The sequence below is a fragment of the Paraburkholderia fungorum genome (genome assembly GCF_003610895.1).
Taxonomy (GTDB): Bacteria; Pseudomonadota; Gammaproteobacteria; order Burkholderiales; family Burkholderiaceae; genus Paraburkholderia; species Paraburkholderia fungorum_B.
The window spans coordinates 61206-78300 of the sequence record NZ_MCAS01000024.1; the positions used below are offsets into that span (position 1 = coordinate 61206).

Sequence of the window (17095 nt, forward strand, 5' to 3'; positions counted from 1 at the left end):
TCACGCCAGGGAAAGTACTGATCGCAACCGCCGTCGCCACGCGCGGCGCCATCCGGCGCAAACACCCGCCGCACAAGGCTTTCGCGAAGGTGCAACCATGCGCGATGCATGGTTGCACCTTTTTATTGGGAGGCGTACGATTCGCTCAACTTTTAGTCTCTCACCGGCGATACCCAGCGATGTCGTCTGGTATCCGAAGAAGGAAACATGGCTAGCACCACCCTTGGCGTCAAGGTCGACGACCTCCTGCGTTCCCGGCTGAAAGATGCCGCCACCCGCCTCGAGCGCACTCCGCACTGGCTGATCAAGCAGGCGATCTTCGCATACCTCGAAAAGATCGAGCATGGACAGTTGCCTCCGGAATTGTCAGGCCACACCGGCACGGCCGATCTGGCAGACGGCGCCGCGGTGGAGCACGACGAAGACAGCGCGTCGCATCCATTCCTCGAATTCGCGCAAAACGTGCAGCCGCAATCGGTGCTGCGCGCGGCGATCACCGCGGCGTACCGCCGTCCCGAGCCGGAATGCGTGCCCTTCCTGCTCGGCCAGGCGCGTTTGCCGGCCAATCTCGCGGGCGATGTGCAGTCCATGGCCGGCAAGCTGGTCGAAACGCTGCGCACGAAGAGCAAGGGCGGTGGCGTCGAAGGGCTGATCCACGAATTTTCGTTGTCGAGCCAGGAAGGCGTGGCGCTGATGTGCCTCGCCGAAGCGCTGCTGCGCATTCCCGATCGCGCCACGCGCGACGCGCTGATCCGCGACAAGATCAGCAAGGGCGACTGGAAATCGCACGTCGGCCAGGCGCCGTCGCTGTTCGTCAACGCCGCGACGTGGGGCTTGATGATCACCGGCAAGCTGGTGACGACCAATAGCGAGACGGGTCTGTCGTCGGCGTTGACGCGCCTGATCGGCAAGGGCGGCGAACCGCTGATCCGTAAGGGCGTGGATATGGCCATGCGCCTGATGGGCGAACAGTTCGTCACCGGCGAGAACATCTCGGAAGCGCTGGCTAACAGCCGCAAGTACGAAGCGCGCGGTTTCCGCTATTCGTACGACATGCTCGGCGAAGCCGCCACGACCGAAGCCGACGCGCAACGCTACTACGCGTCGTACGAGCAGGCGATTCACGCGATCGGCAAGGCAGCCGGCGGCCGCGGCATTTACGAAGGCCCGGGCATCTCGATCAAGCTGTCGGCGCTGCACGCACGCTATTCGCGCTCGCAGCAGGAACGCACGATGAGCGAACTGCTGCCGCGCGTGCGCTCGCTGGCGATCCTCGCGCGCCGCTACGACATCGGCCTGAACATCGACGCCGAAGAAGCCGACCGCCTCGAAATCTCGCTCGATCTGCTCGAAGCGCTGTGTTTCGACCCGGAACTGGCCGGCTGGAACGGCATTGGTTTCGTGGTGCAGGCGTACCAGAAGCGCTGCCCGTTCGTGATCGAATACCTGATCGATCTGGCGCGCCGCAGCCGTCACCGCATCATGGTTCGCCTCGTGAAGGGCGCGTATTGGGATACCGAAATCAAGCGCGCGCAAGTGGATGGCCTCGAAGGCTATCCGGTCTACACGCGCAAGATCTACACGGACGTGTCGTACCTGGCCTGCGCGAAAAAGCTGCTCGGCGCGCCGGACGCGGTTTATCCGCAGTTCGCCACGCACAACGCGCACACGCTGTCGGCGATCTATCACCTCGCGGGCAATAACTACTACCCCGGTCAGTACGAATTCCAGTGCCTGCACGGCATGGGCGAACCGCTGTACGAAGAGGTCACCGGCCGCGACAAGCTGAACCGTCCGTGCCGCGTGTACGCGCCGGTCGGCACGCATGAAACGCTGCTCGCGTATCTCGTGCGCCGCCTGCTGGAAAACGGCGCGAACACCTCGTTCGTGAACCGTATCGCCGATGAAAACGTCGCGATCAAGGACCTGATCGCCGACCCGGTCGACGAAGCCTCGAAGATCGTGCCGCTCGGCGCGCCGCACGCGAAGATTCCGCTGCCGCGCAATCTGTTCGGTGCAGAGCGCCTCAATTCGATGGGCCTCGATCTGTCGAACGAACACCGTCTGGCGTCGCTCTCGTCGGCGTTGCTGGCGAGCGCGCATCATCCGTGGCGCGCCGCGCCGATGCTCGAAGACAACGAGATTGCCGTGGGCGTCGCTCGCGACGTGCGCAACCCGGCCGATCATCGTGACCTCGTCGGCACGGTGGTCGAAGCGACCTCGGAACACGTCAGCGCAGCATTGGCCCACGCGGTTGCCGCCGCGCCGATCTGGCAAGCCACGCCGGTCGATGCCCGTGCCGACTGTCTGGCACGTGCCGCCGATCTGCTCGAAGCGCAGATGCACACGCTGATGGGTCTCGTGGTGCGGGAAGCCGGCAAGTCGCTGGCGAACGCGGTTGCGGAAATCCGTGAAGCGATCGATTTCCTGCGCTACTACTCGACGCAGATCCGTAACGAATTTTCCAACGACACGCATCGCCCGCTCGGTCCGGTGGTGTGTATCAGCCCGTGGAATTTCCCGCTGGCGATTTTCATGGGCCAGGTGGCGGCGGCGCTTGCAGCCGGCAACACTGTGCTCGCGAAGCCGGCTGAACAAACGCCGCTGATCGCCGCACAAGCCGTGCGTATTCTGCGCGAAGCCGGCGTGCCGGCGGGCGCGGTGCAACTGCTGCCGGGCGATGGCGAAACGGTCGGCGCCGCTCTCGTGGCCGATCCGCGCACCCGTGCGGTGATGTTCACCGGTTCGACCGAAGTCGCACGCCTGATCAACCGGACGCTCTCGAACCGCCTCGATCCGGAAGGCAAGCCGATTCCGCTGATCGCCGAAACGGGTGGTCAGAACGCGATGATCGTCGATTCGTCGGCGCTCGCGGAGCAGGTGGTGGCGGACGTGCTGCAGTCGTCGTTCGATTCCGCCGGTCAACGGTGTTCTGCGTTGCGCGTTCTTTGTCTGCAGGAAGACGTTGCGGACCGCACGCTGGAAATGCTGACGGGCGCGATGCGCGAACTGTCAGTGGGTAATCCGGATCGCCTTTCGATCGACGTCGGCCCGGTGATCGACCTCGATGCAAAACGCGGTATCGACGCGCACGTCGCGGCGATGCGCGAAAAAGGCCGCAAGATCGAGCAACTGCCGATGCCGGAAGGCGGCGCGCAAGGCACGTTTGTTCCGCCGACGCTGATCGAACTCGACAGCATCGACGAATTGAAGCGTGAAGTGTTCGGCCCGGTGCTGCATGTGGTGCGTTACCGCCGCAGCCAGCTCGACAAGCTGCTCGAACAGATCCGCACGACCGGTTACGGCCTGACGCTCGGCATCCATACGCGGATCGATGAAACCATCGGCCACGTGATCAGCCGCGCGCATGTCGGCAACATCTATGTGAACCGCAACGTGATCGGCGCGGTGGTGGGGGTTCAGCCGTTCGGTGGTGAAGGTTTGTCGGGCACGGGTCCGAAAGCCGGTGGCGCACTGTATCTGCAGCGCCTGTTGGCGACGCGTCCGGCAGGCTTGCCGAAGTCGCTGGCGCAGTCGCTGGTGGTTGATGTACCGCAAGCCGGCCCGAACGGGGATAATCGCGGCGACAGTCCGTCCGCGGCCTTGACGGCGCTGCGCGACTGGCTGATCGGCGAACAACAGGCGGCGCTGGCCGCACGTTGCGACGGTTATCTGTCGCATGTGCCGGCGGGCGCAACTGCGGTATTGTCGGGCCCCACGGGCGAGCGCAACACGTACACGCTCGGCGCGCGCGGCACAGTGCTGTGTATCGCCTCGACGGCAAGCGGTGCGCGCGTGCAGTTCGCCGCGGCGCTGGCTACGGGAAATCGCGCGTTGTTCGAAGGCGCGGCTGGGGAACAATTGGTGTCGCAATTGCCTGCCGCGTTGAAGTCCCACGCAAGCGTGAAGAAGAGCGCCGACACGCCGTTCGACGCAGTACTGTTCGAAGGCGACAGCGACGAACTGCTGGCGCTGGTGAAGGAAGTCGCGAAACGTCCGGGGCCGATTGTTTCGGTGCAAGGCGTCGCGGCCCGCGCGCTGGAAAGCGGCGATGAAGACTATGCGCTCGAGCGTCTGTTGACGGAGCGCTCGGTGAGTGTGAATACGGCAGCAGCAGGCGGTAATGCAAATTTGATGACGATCGGTTGAGCGAACCTCATTGATCCCTTCAATAGAACGGAAGCGGTACGGCGACCCCGAAAAACCGCTCCATCCACACCTGGTACCAAGGAGAAGCTATGCAACACAAGATGACAAAGCTGGCAGGCGCAGCACTGGTTGCGGCAATGTCGCTGGCGGGGACGGCCAACGCTCAATCGACTGAAGACGTGAAGATCGGCTTTGCCGGTCCGATGACGGGCGCACAGGCGCACTACGGCAAGGACTTCCAGAACGGCATCACGCTGGCAGTGGAAGACATGAACGCCACCAAGCCGGTAATCGGCGGCAAGCAGGTTCGCTTCGTGCTGGATTCGGCCGACGACCAGGCTGACCCGCGCACCGGCACGACCGTTGCACAAAAGCTGGTGGATGACGGCATCAAGGGCATGCTCGGTCACTTCAACTCGGGCACCACGATTCCGGCTTCGCGCATCTACGCGAACGCGGGCATCCCCGAAATCGCCATGGCCACCGCGCCTGAGTACACGCAACAAGGCTTCAAGACCACGTTCCGCATGATGACGTCCGACACGCAGCAAGGTTCGGTCGCCGGCACGTTCGCGGTGAAGACCCTGGGCGTGAAGAAGATCGCGATCGTCGACGACCGTACGGCTTACGGCCAAGGTCTGGCTGATCAGTTCGAAAAGGCTGCGAAGGCGGCGGGCGGCACGATTGTCGATCGTGAATACACGAACGACAAGGCTGTCGACTTCAAGTCGATCCTGACCAAGCTGAAGTCGGTGCAACCGGACCTGATCTATTACGGCGGCGCGGATTCGCAAGCGGCACCGATGGTCAAGCAGATGAAGGCACTGGGCATCAAGGCGCCGCTGATGGGCGGCGAAATGGTCCACACGCCGACGTTCATCCAGATCGCGGGTGACGCAGCGAATGGTACGGTGGCATCGCTCGCCGGCCTGCCGCTGGAAGAAATGCCGGGCGGTAAGGACTACGTCGCGAAGTACAAGAAGCGCTTCAACGAAGACGTGCAAACGTACTCGCCGTACGCGTACGACGGCGCAATGGCCATGTTCGACGCGATGAAGAAGGCTAACTCGACCGATCCGGCCAAGTACCTGCCGCTGCTCGCGAAGACCTCGATGCCGGCAGTGACGGCAGCGAACCTCGCGTACGACGGCAAGGGCGACCTGAAGAACGGCGGCATCACGCTGTACAAGGTTGTCGACGGCAAGTGGACGACGCTGCAAAGCGTGGGCGGGAAGTAAGCGGTTTTTCGCCATGAGTCTGCGAGGGCAAGCGGTTTCAGCCTGACGCTCACCGGCTCATTGCACAAAAAAGCCCTGCGGTTCTTTCGAACCGCAGGGCTTTTTCTTGTGTGCTTCGCTGTGCGTGCAGGGGGCAGGACGTAACGCCGTCACTCCCCTCGCAGCTTCTTCCCCTGCTCGCGAATCTGCTCCAACGTCGCGCCCGGCGTGCTCGCCTCTTGCGGCATGCGAATCTCGATCACTGCCGCCCGTTTCGCTTCCATTGAACGCTGCAACGCCGGCAGAAAATCTTCAGTACGCTCCACCGTCTCACCATGCGCGCCGAACGACCTGGCGAACGCCGCGAAGTCCGGATTCGTGAGGCCGGTGCCGTGCACGCGATTCGGATAGTGCCGTTCCTGATGCATCCGGATCGTGCCGAAGTGGCTGTTGTTCACCACGATAAAGATCACGCGCAGATCGTATTGCATCGCCGTGGCGAGTTCCTGCGCGGACATCATGAAACAACCGTCGCCGGCCAGCGCGACCACCGCACGTTGCGGATACATCGACTTCGCCGCGATCGCAGCCGGTACGCCGTAGCCCATCGCGCCGCTGGTCGGTGCGAGTTGCGAGCGATAGTGCCGGTATGAAAAATGCCGATGCAGCCACGTCGCGTAGTTGCCGGCACCGTTGGTGAGGATCGCGTCGTCCGGCAAATGCGCGCGCAATTGCTGGATCACTTCGCCCATCTGCACGTCGCCCGGAATGGGACGTGGCTTGCGCCAGTCGAGATACGCGCGATGCGCTTCTGCCGCGGCGCCGCTCCATGCAAGCGTGTCGGACGAAGGCTTGAGTTCGGCAAGCAGGGCCGCCAGTTCCGGCATGCCGGAGACAATCGGCAGATCGGCGGCATACACGCGGCCAAGTTCTTCCGCGCCTTGATGAACGTGCACCAAGGTTTGCTTCGTTTTCGGAATATCGAGCAGCGTGTAGCCGTTGGTGGTGGCCTCACCCAAACGGGGTCCAAGCGTGAGCAGCAGATCCGCATCGCGGATGCGTTGAGCAAGCGCCGGATTGATACCCAGGCCGACATCGCCCGCATAGTTCGGATGCTCGTTATCCAGCGTGTCCTGGAAGCGGAACGCGAGGCCAATCGGCAATTGCCAATTCTCGACGAAGCGCTGCAGGTCGGCACACGCCGCAGGTGTCCAACCGCTACCGCCGGCAATGACCATCGGCCGTTGCGCGCCTTCCAGCAGTCGGCGCAACTCGTCCATCTGAGCCGCGGACGGCGACGCCGCCACACGCTTGTAGGCGGGCGCGCCGGCAACCAGATCGCACGCGTCGCTCAACACATCTTCCGGCAGCGACAACACGACCGGTCCCGGACGTCCCGACGTCGCGGTATAAAACGCGTGGCTCAGATACTCGGGAATGCGCTTGGGATCGTCGATTTGCGCGACCCACTTGGCCATCTGCCCAAACATGCGCCGGTAGTCGATTTCCTGGAAGGCCTCGCGATCGAGATGCTCGCGCGCGCATTGGCCGATCAGCAGGATCATCGGGGTGGAGTCCTGGAACGCGGTATGCACGCCGATCGAGGCATGCGTCGCTCCCGGTCCGCGCGTGACGATCGCGACGCCCGGACGTCCAGTCAATTTGCCGACGGCCTCGGCCATGTTTGCCGCAGCCGCTTCGTGACGGCAGACGATGGTCTGAATGCGTTCAGTCTCGTCGTGCAACGAGTCGAGTACGGCGAGAAAGCTCTCACCAGGAACACAGAAAACACGTTCGACGCCGTGTGTCAGCAAGGCGTCTACGACGAGACGCGCGCCGGTGGTTTGGGCGGCGGAAGAAGATTCAGAAGCGAGCGGCATTGCGATGAAGCCTCCAGGCGTGGCGATGGGTGAGATCGGTGCTGTTGGGTTGTTGCCGCATCGGGGTTTGCATAAGGCACAAAGCCGATGGGCGCCTCGACAGCTTACGCCGACCGCGCATCCAATGTCATGGCGCAGCGCAACCGCGTTCGTGAAGCGCGGGCGTCGCGGAAACGAAAACGCGGGCCGAAGCCCGCGTTGTCATTCGCACAACCCGCCGCATACCCGCCGGCGAATCCCGGCGTCCTCAACACTCCACAATATTCACCGCCAACCCGCCGCGCGAGGTTTCCTTGTACTTCGTCTTCATATCGGCGCCGGTCTGCATCATGGTCTTGATTACGGAGTCCAGCGACACGTAATGCGTGCCGTCTCCGCGTAGCGCCATGCGCGCGGCATTCACGGCTTTCACCGAGCCCATTGCATTGCGCTCGATGCACGGAATCTGCACCATTCCGCCGACCGGATCGCACGTCAGTCCGAGGTTATGCTCCATGCCGATTTCGGCAGCATTCTCGACTTGCTCAGGCGTGCCGCCCATCACCGCCGCGAGTGCACCCGCGGCCATCGAACAGGCCACGCCCACTTCACCCTGGCAGCCCACTTCCGCGCCGGAGATCGACGCGTTCAGCTTGTACAGAATGCCGATCGCGGCCGCCGTCAGCAGGAAGTCGATCACGCCCTGCTCGTTCGAGCCCGACATGAAGCGCGTGTAGTAATGCAGCACCGCCGGAATGATGCCGGCCGCGCCATTGGTCGGGGCCGTGACCACGCGCCCGCCCGCGGCGTTTTCTTCATTGACGGCGATGGCGTAGAGGTTGATCCAGTCGACCATCGACAGCGGATCGCGGAGCGCCAGCTCAGGATTACTCGACAACGCGCGATACAACTGTGGGGCACGGCGCTTCACCTGGAACGGACCAGGCAAAGTACCGTCTGCATCGGGATTGTTGATGCCGCAACCGCGCGCCACGCACGATTGCATCACGCCCCAGATCTTCAACAAGCCGGCACGCGTCTCTTCTTCCGTATGCCAGACGCGTTCGTTGTCCCACATCAATTGCGCGATGCTCTTGCCGGTCGATTTGCACAGCGCGAGCAATTCGTTGCCGCTGCGGAACGAATGCGGCAACTGTTCGACGGCGCTCAGCACCTTCGTATTCGGCGCGCCCGCTGTCACCACAAAACCGCCGCCCACCGATAAATACGTCGACTCGCGCAGCGTCTCGCCCTGCGCGTCGAATGCGCGCAGCTTCAGGCCGTTCGGATGCTCCGCGAGCGCCTGGCGATAGAACGAAATGTGATCTTTTTGCACGAACGGCACATCGTGCGTGCCGAGCAAGGCGAGCTTGCGTGAGCTTTTCACCGCTTCCAGCCGTTGCGCGATGGTGTCCGGATCGACCGTGTCGGGCGCGTCGCCCATCAGGCCGAGCATCACGCCGCGATCGGTGCCGTGCCCCTTGCCGGTTGCGCCGAGCGAACCGTACAAATCCACTTTCACCGAGGCCGTCGCGCCAAGCAGCCCGTCGCGTTCGAGCCCTTGCGCGAACATCAGTGCCGCACGCATCGGCCCGACCGTATGCGAACTGGACGGACCAATGCCGATTTTGAAGAGGTCGAACACGCTGACTGCCATTTACTGCTCCTGCTGATAAAAGTAAGTTTAGCGCGCCGGCAGCGGCAAACACACGGCGAGCCACGCGGGCGGCGTCGGTGCGAGCTGCAGCGCGATCGGCGTATAGCGTCCATCCAGACGCGCCGCCAGGTGAAACAGTTCCGTCGCGTTTTTCGGATCCCATTGACCCGAATAGCCGGGTAAGCCGGCCTCGCGACGTTTGGCATCGAACGCCACGTTCGAATGCACGAATTCTTCATGCGTCCTGCTGCCGTCCGCGTACGGCGTGAGCCAGTTCAGCGCGGCTGCCAGCGAGGCGCCGTTCGCCCCCTTCTCCGGCAACCAGTTGCGGTTGTGGCGGCGCGCGGCGAGTGCGGCGGTCACGAGCGGCTGGAGGTCGTAGGTGACGTAGTGCAGCGCATCGCGCTCGGCGAAATCCACTGTCGAGCCGTCCGGCGCGATGTTGTCGCCGATGTGCTCGTCGAACAGGCGCTGTGCCGCGTTGATCATCTTGCGGTTATCCAGCGTGAACGCGGCCATCGCGATCAGCTTGACCCGGTGGCTTTGCCAGTTGTTCCGGAACGTGCCCTTGAGCGGCCGCGGCTGCGCGTCGATCTGCGCGATATAGCCGCTCGCGAGCTTCGTGAGGAACGCCATCGATGCATTGCGCGTCTTTACCGGCAACGCGCTCGCGGTCATGTCGTAGGCGAGGATCAGGCCTTCGAAACGGGTTTCGTCGATCGGATTGAAACTGGGTTGATAAGTCGTGACCCACGCATACAGCAGACGGTCGACCAGCTTCAGATAGCGGTCGTCACTGGTCGCACGCCAGGCAAGCGCGGCGTCACGCAGCAGATCGAGATCCTTCTCCGCCTCGACACTTTGATCGTAAATGCCCTCATGCGGCAACGTGCCTTCGGTATGCAGTTTCGCCACCGCATGCGGTGCGTCGTTCAGATGCGCCTGCACATTGCTCACCAGCGCTTTGACACCCGGATCGGCATTGGTGCGCTCGCTGGTTTGCAGCGCGGGCGCTGCACAAAAATTCATCGCGGCCTGCGCCTGCCGCAGCGGCAGCAGCACCGCCGCGCTCGCCAACAGCAATGTAAAAGCCTGCTGCCACGTCTGGGCTCGCCTTGCTTCGGTCCGGCTTTGCATCAATCGCACCTTTCGCGCCATGCGAAACTCCTCGTTGGGCTGATTCGGTGTGAGATGTTAGCCGTTTGCGGACCCAAGCGACAGAACCGCGCAACGCCTGCTTACAACCTTGCAGACGATGCGCGGTTGGCGGACACGCTTACTCGTAGTCGGCGATCGGCACGCAGGAGCAGAACAGATTGCGGTCGCCGTACACGTTGTCCGCCCGGCCGACCGGCGGCCAGTACTTCTTCGCGATCAGCGTGGGCAGCGGATACGCCGCGGTTTCGCGTGCATACGCATGCTTCCAGTCGTTCGCGATCACCACCGCTGCCGTGTGCGGCGCATGCTTGAGCGGATTGTCTTCGCGGTCCGAGCGGCCTTCTTCCACGGCGCGGATTTCCTCGCGGATCGCGATCATCGCTTCGATGAAGCGGTCGAGTTCTTCCTTCGATTCCGATTCGGTCGGCTCGACCATCAGCGTGCCCGGCACCGGGAAGCTCATGGTCGGCGCGTGGAAGCCGTAGTCGGCGAGACGCTTGGCGACGTCGTCGACGGTGATGCCGCTGCTGTCCTTGATCGGGCGCAGATCCAGAATGCACTCGTGCGCGACCAGTCCGCCCGGGCCCGAATACAGCACCGGATAATGCGGCGCGAGTTTGTTCGCGACGTAGTTGGCGTTGAGGATCGCGGTTTCGGTAGCGGCGGTGAGGTTCTTCGCGCCCATCATCGCGATGTACATCCACGAAATCGGCAGGATCGAAGCGGAACCGTACGGTGCGCCCGACACCGCGCCGATACCGTTCGGCGCGCGTTCATAGCCCGACGAAATCTGATTCGGCAGGAATTGCGCGAGATGCGCGCCGACCGCAACCGGACCGACGCCCGGTCCGCCGCCGCCGTGCGGAATACAGAAAGTCTTGTGCAGATTCAGGTGCGAGACGTCGCCGCCGAACTGGCCAGGCGCGCACAGCCCAACCATGGCGTTCATGTTCGCGCCGTCCACATACACCTGGCCGCCGTGCGCATGCACGATCTCGCAGATTTCCCGGACGTTCGCCTCGAACACGCCGTGCGTGGACGGGTACGTGATCATGATCGCCGCGAGCTTGTCGGCGTGCTGATCGGCTTTCTTCTGCAGGTCTTCGATATCGACGTTGCCTTGCGCGTCGCACGCCACCACGACCACCTGCATGCCGGCCATTTGTGCCGACGCCGGGTTCGTGCCGTGCGCCGAAGCGGGAATCAGGCAGACATTGCGATGCGCTTCGCCGCGCGACGCGTGGTACGCGTGGATGATCAGCAGACCCGCGTACTCGCCTTGCGAGCCCGCGTTCGGTTGCAGCGAGACCGCTGCGTAACCGGTCGCCGCGACCAGCATTTCTTCCAGTTGATCGATCATCTCGCGGTAGCCGACGGTTTGCTCAGCCGGCGCGAACGGATGAATCTGACCGAATTCGGGCCACGTGACCGGCAGCATTTCCGAGGTCGCGTTCAGCTTCATCGTGCACGAGCCGAGCGGGATCATCGAGCGGTCGAGCGCGAGGTCCTTGTCCGACAGGCTGCGCAGATAGCGCAGCATTTCCGTTTCGGAATGGTGACGGTTGAACACGTGGTGCGTGAGGTACGCACTGGTGCGCTCCAGCGCGGCCGGCACCGAGGCGGTGTTCGACGCGGCGATGGCTGCGTCGAGCGCGTCGACTTGCGGCACGTCTTTCGCGCCCGCTGCTTCTGCAAACAGGGCGAGCAGATCGGCCAGATCATGGCGCGTGGTGGTTTCGTCGACCGACAGGCCGACTTGCGTGTCGCTCACGCGGCGCAGGTTGATGCGCCGCGCTTTTGCCGCGTCGTGCAGCGCCTGGGTACGCGCGCCGCTTTCGAACGTCAGTGTGTCGAAGAAGGTTTCGTTGACGAGCGTATAGCCGAGTTGTTTCGCACCTTCGGCGAGCAAGGCGGCGATGCGGTTCACTCGCAGCGCGATCGTTTTCAGACCGTGCGGGCCGTGATAGACGGCGTACATGCTGGCCATGATCGCGAGCAGCGCTTGCGCGGTGCACACGTTCGAGGTCGCCTTCTCGCGGCGGATATGCTGTTCGCGCGTTTGCAGCGCCAGACGCAGCGCCGGATTGCCTTGGGCGTCGACGGTCACGCCGACGAGACGGCCCGGCATCTGACGCTTGAATTCGTCGCGCACGGCGAGGTAAGCCGCGTGCGGGCCGCCGAAACCGACCGGCACGCCGAAACGCTGCGTGTTGCCCACGGCCACGTCCGCGCCCCATTCGCCCGGCGGCGTCAGAACGGTCAGCGCCAGCAGGTCGGCGGCGACCACCACGTGGCCGCCCGCTGCGTGGATCGCATCAGCGAGTGCGCGGTAGTCGCGCACGTCGCCGTTCACGCCCGGGTATTGCAGCAGCACGCCGAACGCGTTGGCGTTCGCGGCGTCTGCAGCCGGGCCCACTTTCACTTCGATGCCGACCGGCGTGGCGCGCGTTTTCACCACTTCGATGGTTTGCGGCAGCACGTCGTCGGCGACGTAGAACACGTTCGACTTCGGCTTGCCGACGCGTTGCAGCAGCGTCATGGCTTCAGCGGCGGCGGTGGCTTCGTCGAGCAGCGAGGCATTCGAAATCGCCAGACCGGTCAGGTCGACGATCATCTGCTGGAAGTTCAGCAACGCTTCCAGACGGCCCTGCGAAATTTCCGGCTGATACGGCGTGTACGCGGTGTACCACGCCGGATTTTCGAGCACGTTACGCAGGATCACCGCCGGGGTGTGTGCGTTGTAGTAGCCCTGCCCGATGTACGAGCGGAACACCTGGTTCTTGTCCGCGAGCTCGCGCAGCGCGGCGAGCGCTTCCGCTTCGCTCTTCGGTTGCACGAAGGGGCCGAGCGGCAGCGCTTCGGCCCGGCGGATCGTCTTCGGAATGACGGCGTCGATCAGCGCGGCGCGCGAGGCGAAGCCGAGGGCTTCGAGCATCGCCTGCTGGTCGGCCGAATCCGGGCCGATGTGCCGTTCAGCGAAGGCGTCATGCACTTCGAGCGCGGCGAGCGAGAGAGGAGTGCGGTTCATCAGACGATCCGGGTGTTCGAGCTTCATGAGGTGTTCCTGCCGGTGCGGGCGTCCGTTCGGTAATTGAATCGGACGCGCCGCGCCTGTCGGGTTTAAACGTAATGGTGCAGCGTGCGGTAAATCAGGCGCCGATCGACTTCGAGTACGCGTCCGCGTCGATCAGGCGATCCAGCGATGCGCCCGCAGCCGGCTTGATCTTGAAGAGCCAGTTCTCGTACGGCGCGCTGTTGACGCCATCCGGCGCGTCGGCGACGGCCGGGTTCGCTTCGATGATTTCGCCTGCGACCGGTGCGTAAATGTCGGAGGCGGCCTTCACCGACTCGATCACGGCGACGGTGTCACCTGCGTCGACGGATTTGCCCAGTTCCTGGACTTCGAAGAAGACGATGTCGCCGAGCGCTTCCTGCGCGTGGTCGGTGATGCCGACCGTCAGCGTGCCGTCCGCTTCGGTGCGGACCCACTCGTGCGATTCGGTGTATTTCAGATCGGCCGGGATGCTCATCGGATGCTCCTATGCGGTGTGATTCGGTATGGATTCAATAAAAAAAACGACGCACGCGCCGGCTGCTTAAACTGCGAGCACTTTGCCGTTGCGCACGAACGGCAGTTTTACCACGCTTGCAGGGACGTTTTTGTCACGAATCTGGACATGAACGGTGTCGCCCGGCTGCACGCCTTTCGGCACGCGCGCAAAGGCGATCGATTCCTGCATGGTGGGCGAAAAAGTGCCGCTGGTGATTTCGCCTTCGCCGTGCGGCGTGACGACTTTCTGGTGGGCGCGCAGCACGCCCGCCGCCTTGCCGTTTTCCTTCAGCAGGATCAGACCGACGAACGCAGCCTGCGAGCCGTTGGCTTCGAGCTTGCCCTTGCCGACGAAGTCGCGCGGCGAGCTCAGGTCGACGGTCCAGGCGAGGCCGGCGTCGAGCGGCGAGACGTTGTCGTCCATATCCTGGCCGTACAGGTTCATGCCGGCTTCGAGGCGCAGCGTATCGCGCGCGCCAAGACCCGCTGGGCGCACGCCTTGTGTTTGCAGCGCGTTCCAGAGCGCTGCGACGTGATCCGCCGGGACGATGATTTCGAAGCCGTCTTCGCCGGTGTAGCCGGTGCGGGCGACGGTGAGTTCGCCGAACGGCGTCTCTTCGACGCGCGCGGCATTGAACGGCTTCAGGCTTTCAGTGGCGGCGCGCGCGGCCGGCACGGTTTGCCAGACCTTCTCGCGCGCGTTCGGGCCTTGCACAGCGACGATCGCATAGTCGCGGCGCGGCGTGATGGTCAGGCCGAAGCCGCCTTCGGCGTTGAGCTGGCCGAACCAGGCAATGTCTTTATCGGCGGTGCCGGCGTTGACGACCACGCGGAAGTGATCTTCGCCGAAGTAATAGACGATCAGATCGTCGATCACGCCGCCATTCGGGTTCAGCAGGCAGGAATAGAGCGCGCGGCCCGGCGTTTGCAGCTTGGCGACGTTGTTGGCCAGCGCGTATTCGAAGAAGGCGCGCACGCGCTCGCCGGTGAAATCGACGACGCACATATGCGAGACGTCGAACATGCCGGCGTCGGTGCGCACGGCGCGGTGTTCGTCGATCTGCGAGCCGTAGTTGACGGGCATGTCCCAGCCGCCGAAATCGACCATACGGGCGTTGAGCGCACGATGGGTGGCGTTGAGCGGGGTGTGTTTGAGTTCGGTCATGGGGCCTCAGGCGTCTCGCGAAACAAAAAGGCCATGCGGCGCTAAGCCTCGCGGCCTGCCGGCTGCGAGCGATTGCGTTGCATGACCCCTCTGTCCTCGATACCTGAGAGATTGCGCTACCGTGCGATGTTGAAGCCTTGATCGCTACGGTGAAACGCGCGCCCCTTCGGTGGGCAGCTTGCCAGAATCCGCTCGACGTACGTTCACGGTACGCGATGCAGACGGCTACTGCCGCTCTCCAGAGTGCGAAAAACCCATGCCTTGGTGTTGCCTTGACGCGGGTTTTTCGACGCGGCCGGTCCTTTTGCCTGAGAGTTTGTGGGTGTGCCCCTTCGGCGGCGCGGCCTGCGATTTTCTGCGGCCAGCGCGCTCTCCCGACGCGTGCGGCGAATGTACGCGAGGGCCGGGGGCTTGTCAAATAAAGGCCCGCAACGGGCATGGGGGGCGGCATTGCTGGCTCACTGAAGTCAAAAAAAAGCGCGGGACGTTATGCCCGCGCTTTTTTGTTGCAGTGCCTGAACTGGCGCGATTATTCGCCGATGGCGTGTGCCGCGTTGTCCAGTTCCTGGTTCAGCACGCGCTGTTCGTCGCCGGACAGGCCGCCGCCGTGTTGCGCTGCCATATCGTGCGCTTCCTGACGGATCACGTCGAGGCGGTGATGCAACGCGCCGCCTTGCGGGGGCGGGTAGTAGCCTTGGTTGACGCGAACGTCGATCCGGCGGCTCAGGTTGTCGATACGGCCGTAGACCTGATGGAGGCGCTCATCCGCGATCTGCTGCGGGTTGGGGCGCGGCGCCGGCGCGGGTTGCTGGGGCGCCACCACGCAGGCGGCGAGAGAGCTAAGCAATGCGCATGCTGCTACTGCGCGGACGATACGGGGCATGGACTCTCCGGAAGTCGTTGTCGTTTTGTGTGGTGCTACCGGGGTAGCAACGGCTTGCCGGGCATTTGCGCTGACCGCGAAGACAGGGTTATTTGTAACGTTATGTTCCTTTCGGGCTTGTCAGGAATTCTGCGTTGGGCGGCGGCGATGTTTGCGTGCCGCCGCCGAACCGCCTGAAAGGCCAGGAAGCACGCTGTAAGTACTCTGTAGCGTAGGCAAAAAGTCAGCGAATGCGCTCAAAAGGCAAGCGGACGCCTTCCTCCGAGCTCCGGGCCGCAAGCTCGATGATCGTCATCACGTCGACCGCATCCTGAGCGCTGACCGGAAATTTCACGCCGTTCTGAATGGCATCCGCCAAAGCAATATAGAAGCCGACGTAATCGCCGTTGCGCGTAGGCACCTCCCGCTCCACTTCCTGATCGCCTTCGAGCACACGCAGCACGCCCGCCGCGTTGCCCGCGCCGAAGCCCTCGTCGCCGGGCCGCAAGCCGGCTTTCAGCTGATCTTCCTGCGTATCGAGCCCGTATTTCACGTAGCTCCCGTGCGTGCCGTGAATCGTGAACCTCGGCGCGACCAGTGCAGTGAGCGCGCTGGCATGCAACACCACTTCGAATTCACCGTATCCCAACTGGATATGGACGTAGTCCGGCGCGCTGGCCTGGTCGCGATGCGTGCGAACCGTCGCGGACACGGTTTGCGGCGCGCCGAAGAGCGCCAGCGCCTGATCGATCAGATGCGGTCCGAGATCGAACAGCAAGCCGCCGCCGCGCGAAGCCTCCTCGCGCCAACGCTGCCGAACTTCCGGCCGGAAACGGTCGAAATGCGATTCGTATTGCGTGATGCGCCCCAACTCTCCGTTCGTCAGCAGATCCTTGACGGTCAGAAAATCACCGTCCCAGCGACGGTTATGAAAGGGCACGAACCGCTTGCCCCGGGCAAGCGCAATGTTGGCGAGCGTGTGGGCATCCGCGGCGCTCAGCGTGACCGGCTTGTCGACCACTACGTGCTTGCCCCCTTCCAGCGTGCGGCGCGCGAGGTCGAAGTGCGTGTCATTGGGCGTCGCGATGACGATACAGTCGATTTCCTCGATCGCCAGCAGGGCGTCGAGATCGGGCACCACCTTTGCGTGCGGGTAATCGGCCTGTGCCTGCTCCGGGTGACTCGTCGCGATGGCCGCGACGCTGGCTCGCCCGCAGTGCTCGATCACCGGCGCGTGAAAGGTTGCGCCGGCAAAACCGTAACCCATCAATCCAATCTTCAGCGATGCGGACATGCGTGTCTTCCTGCAAAAACGGCGCGCCGTTTTGCCACCGTGGCGACGGCGCGCAACACCGTAATTGTGGCATGTCCCGAAGGCGGACTGTCAGGCTTGTCTCGGGCGCATGTCAGGGATATCTGTCGCCAGATCGTTCAAGCGAAGCGTCGGCGTTGACTGGGAGCCGCCAACCGGGGGCGGC

General features: G+C 63.6%; 10 protein-coding genes and 2 riboswitches. Of the genes, 2 read left to right on the forward strand and 8 right to left on the reverse strand.

The window, feature by feature from the left end; all coding sequences use genetic code 11:
- Nucleotides 1-207: 207 nt before the first annotated feature.
- Together putA and BCY88_RS22805 are read left to right on the forward strand one after the other, a co-directional pair.
- On the forward strand, nt 208-4149 hold the full coding sequence (putA, locus tag BCY88_RS22800) for a trifunctional transcriptional regulator/proline dehydrogenase/L-glutamate gamma-semialdehyde dehydrogenase (protein WP_120346441.1): 3942 nt from the start codon (nt 208-210) through the stop codon (nt 4147-4149).
- Nucleotides 4150-4238: 89 nt separating this feature from the next.
- Nucleotides 4239-5387: a branched-chain amino acid ABC transporter substrate-binding protein gene (locus BCY88_RS22805; RefSeq protein ID WP_120346442.1), complete on the forward strand. Its 1149-nt coding sequence runs from the start codon at nt 4239-4241 to the stop codon at nt 5385-5387.
- A gap of 149 nt (nt 5388-5536) precedes the next feature.
- Here the strand turns inward: BCY88_RS22805 and BCY88_RS22810 are convergent, their stop codons facing one another.
- The 8 genes from BCY88_RS22810 to BCY88_RS22845 all read right to left on the reverse strand — a co-directional run bounded on the left by BCY88_RS22810 (nt 5537) and on the right by BCY88_RS22845 (nt 16911).
- Complete coding sequence (locus BCY88_RS22810) at nt 5537-7246, reverse strand: thiamine pyrophosphate-binding protein (RefSeq protein WP_120346443.1); 1710 nt, start codon at nt 7244-7246, stop codon at nt 5537-5539.
- 247 nt (nt 7247-7493) lie between these two features.
- On the reverse strand, nt 7494-8882 hold the full coding sequence (locus tag BCY88_RS22815; protein ID WP_120346444.1) for an L-serine ammonia-lyase: 1389 nt from the start codon (nt 8880-8882) through the stop codon (nt 7494-7496).
- Between the two features lie 27 nt (nt 8883-8909).
- Nucleotides 8910-10040, reverse strand: a complete 1131-nt coding sequence (locus tag BCY88_RS22820) for an alginate lyase family protein (RefSeq protein ID WP_120346445.1) — start codon at nt 10038-10040, stop codon at nt 8910-8912.
- A gap of 118 nt (nt 10041-10158) precedes the next feature.
- The gene (gcvP, locus tag BCY88_RS22825) at nt 10159-13095 is read right to left on the reverse strand and encodes an aminomethyl-transferring glycine dehydrogenase (protein ID WP_120346446.1); all 2937 of its coding nucleotides are present in this window, start codon (nt 13093-13095) and stop codon (nt 10159-10161) included.
- Nucleotides 13096-13189: 94 nt separating this feature from the next.
- Complete coding sequence (gene gcvH / locus BCY88_RS22830; RefSeq protein ID WP_120346447.1) at nt 13190-13570, reverse strand: glycine cleavage system protein GcvH; 381 nt, start codon at nt 13568-13570, stop codon at nt 13190-13192.
- A 66-nt stretch (nt 13571-13636) separates the two neighbouring features.
- Complete coding sequence (gcvT, locus tag BCY88_RS22835; protein WP_120346448.1) at nt 13637-14755, reverse strand: glycine cleavage system aminomethyltransferase GcvT; 1119 nt, start codon at nt 14753-14755, stop codon at nt 13637-13639.
- 80 nt (nt 14756-14835) lie between these two features.
- A riboswitch (glycine riboswitch) is annotated at nt 14836-15007 on the reverse strand.
- Nucleotides 15008-15040: 33 nt separating this feature from the next.
- A riboswitch (glycine riboswitch) is annotated at nt 15041-15142 on the reverse strand.
- Between the two features lie 142 nt (nt 15143-15284).
- Nucleotides 15285-15638: a hypothetical protein gene (locus BCY88_RS22840; RefSeq protein ID WP_120346449.1), complete on the reverse strand. Its 354-nt coding sequence runs from the start codon at nt 15636-15638 to the stop codon at nt 15285-15287.
- A gap of 223 nt (nt 15639-15861) precedes the next feature.
- Nucleotides 15862-16911, reverse strand: coding sequence for an oxidoreductase (locus BCY88_RS22845; RefSeq protein ID WP_120346450.1), 1050 nt, complete (start codon nt 16909-16911; stop codon nt 15862-15864).
- Nucleotides 16912-17095 lie beyond the last annotated feature (184 nt).

Coding starts and splice junctions, on each gene's coding strand:
- putA (WP_120346441.1), top strand. CDS start 208: ATGGCTAGCACCACCCTTGGCGTCAAGGTCGACGACCTCCTGCGTTCC.
- BCY88_RS22805 (WP_120346442.1), top strand. CDS start 4,239: ATGCAACACAAGATGACAAAGCTGGCAGGCGCAGCACTGGTTGCGGCA.
- BCY88_RS22810 (WP_120346443.1), bottom strand. CDS start 7,246: ATGCCGCTCGCTTCTGAATCTTCTTCCGCCGCCCAAACCACCGGCGCG.
- BCY88_RS22815 (WP_120346444.1), bottom strand. CDS start 8,882: ATGGCAGTCAGCGTGTTCGACCTCTTCAAAATCGGCATTGGTCCGTCC.
- BCY88_RS22820 (WP_120346445.1), bottom strand. CDS start 10,040: ATGGCGCGAAAGGTGCGATTGATGCAAAGCCGGACCGAAGCAAGGCGA.
- gcvP (WP_120346446.1), bottom strand. CDS start 13,095: ATGAAGCTCGAACACCCGGATCGTCTGATGAACCGCACTCCTCTCTCG.
- gcvH (WP_120346447.1), bottom strand. CDS start 13,570: ATGAGCATCCCGGCCGATCTGAAATACACCGAATCGCACGAGTGGGTC.
- gcvT (WP_120346448.1), bottom strand. CDS start 14,755: ATGACCGAACTCAAACACACCCCGCTCAACGCCACCCATCGTGCGCTC.
- BCY88_RS22840 (WP_120346449.1), bottom strand. CDS start 15,638: ATGCCCCGTATCGTCCGCGCAGTAGCAGCATGCGCATTGCTTAGCTCT.
- BCY88_RS22845 (WP_120346450.1), bottom strand. CDS start 16,911: ATGTCCGCATCGCTGAAGATTGGATTGATGGGTTACGGTTTTGCCGGC.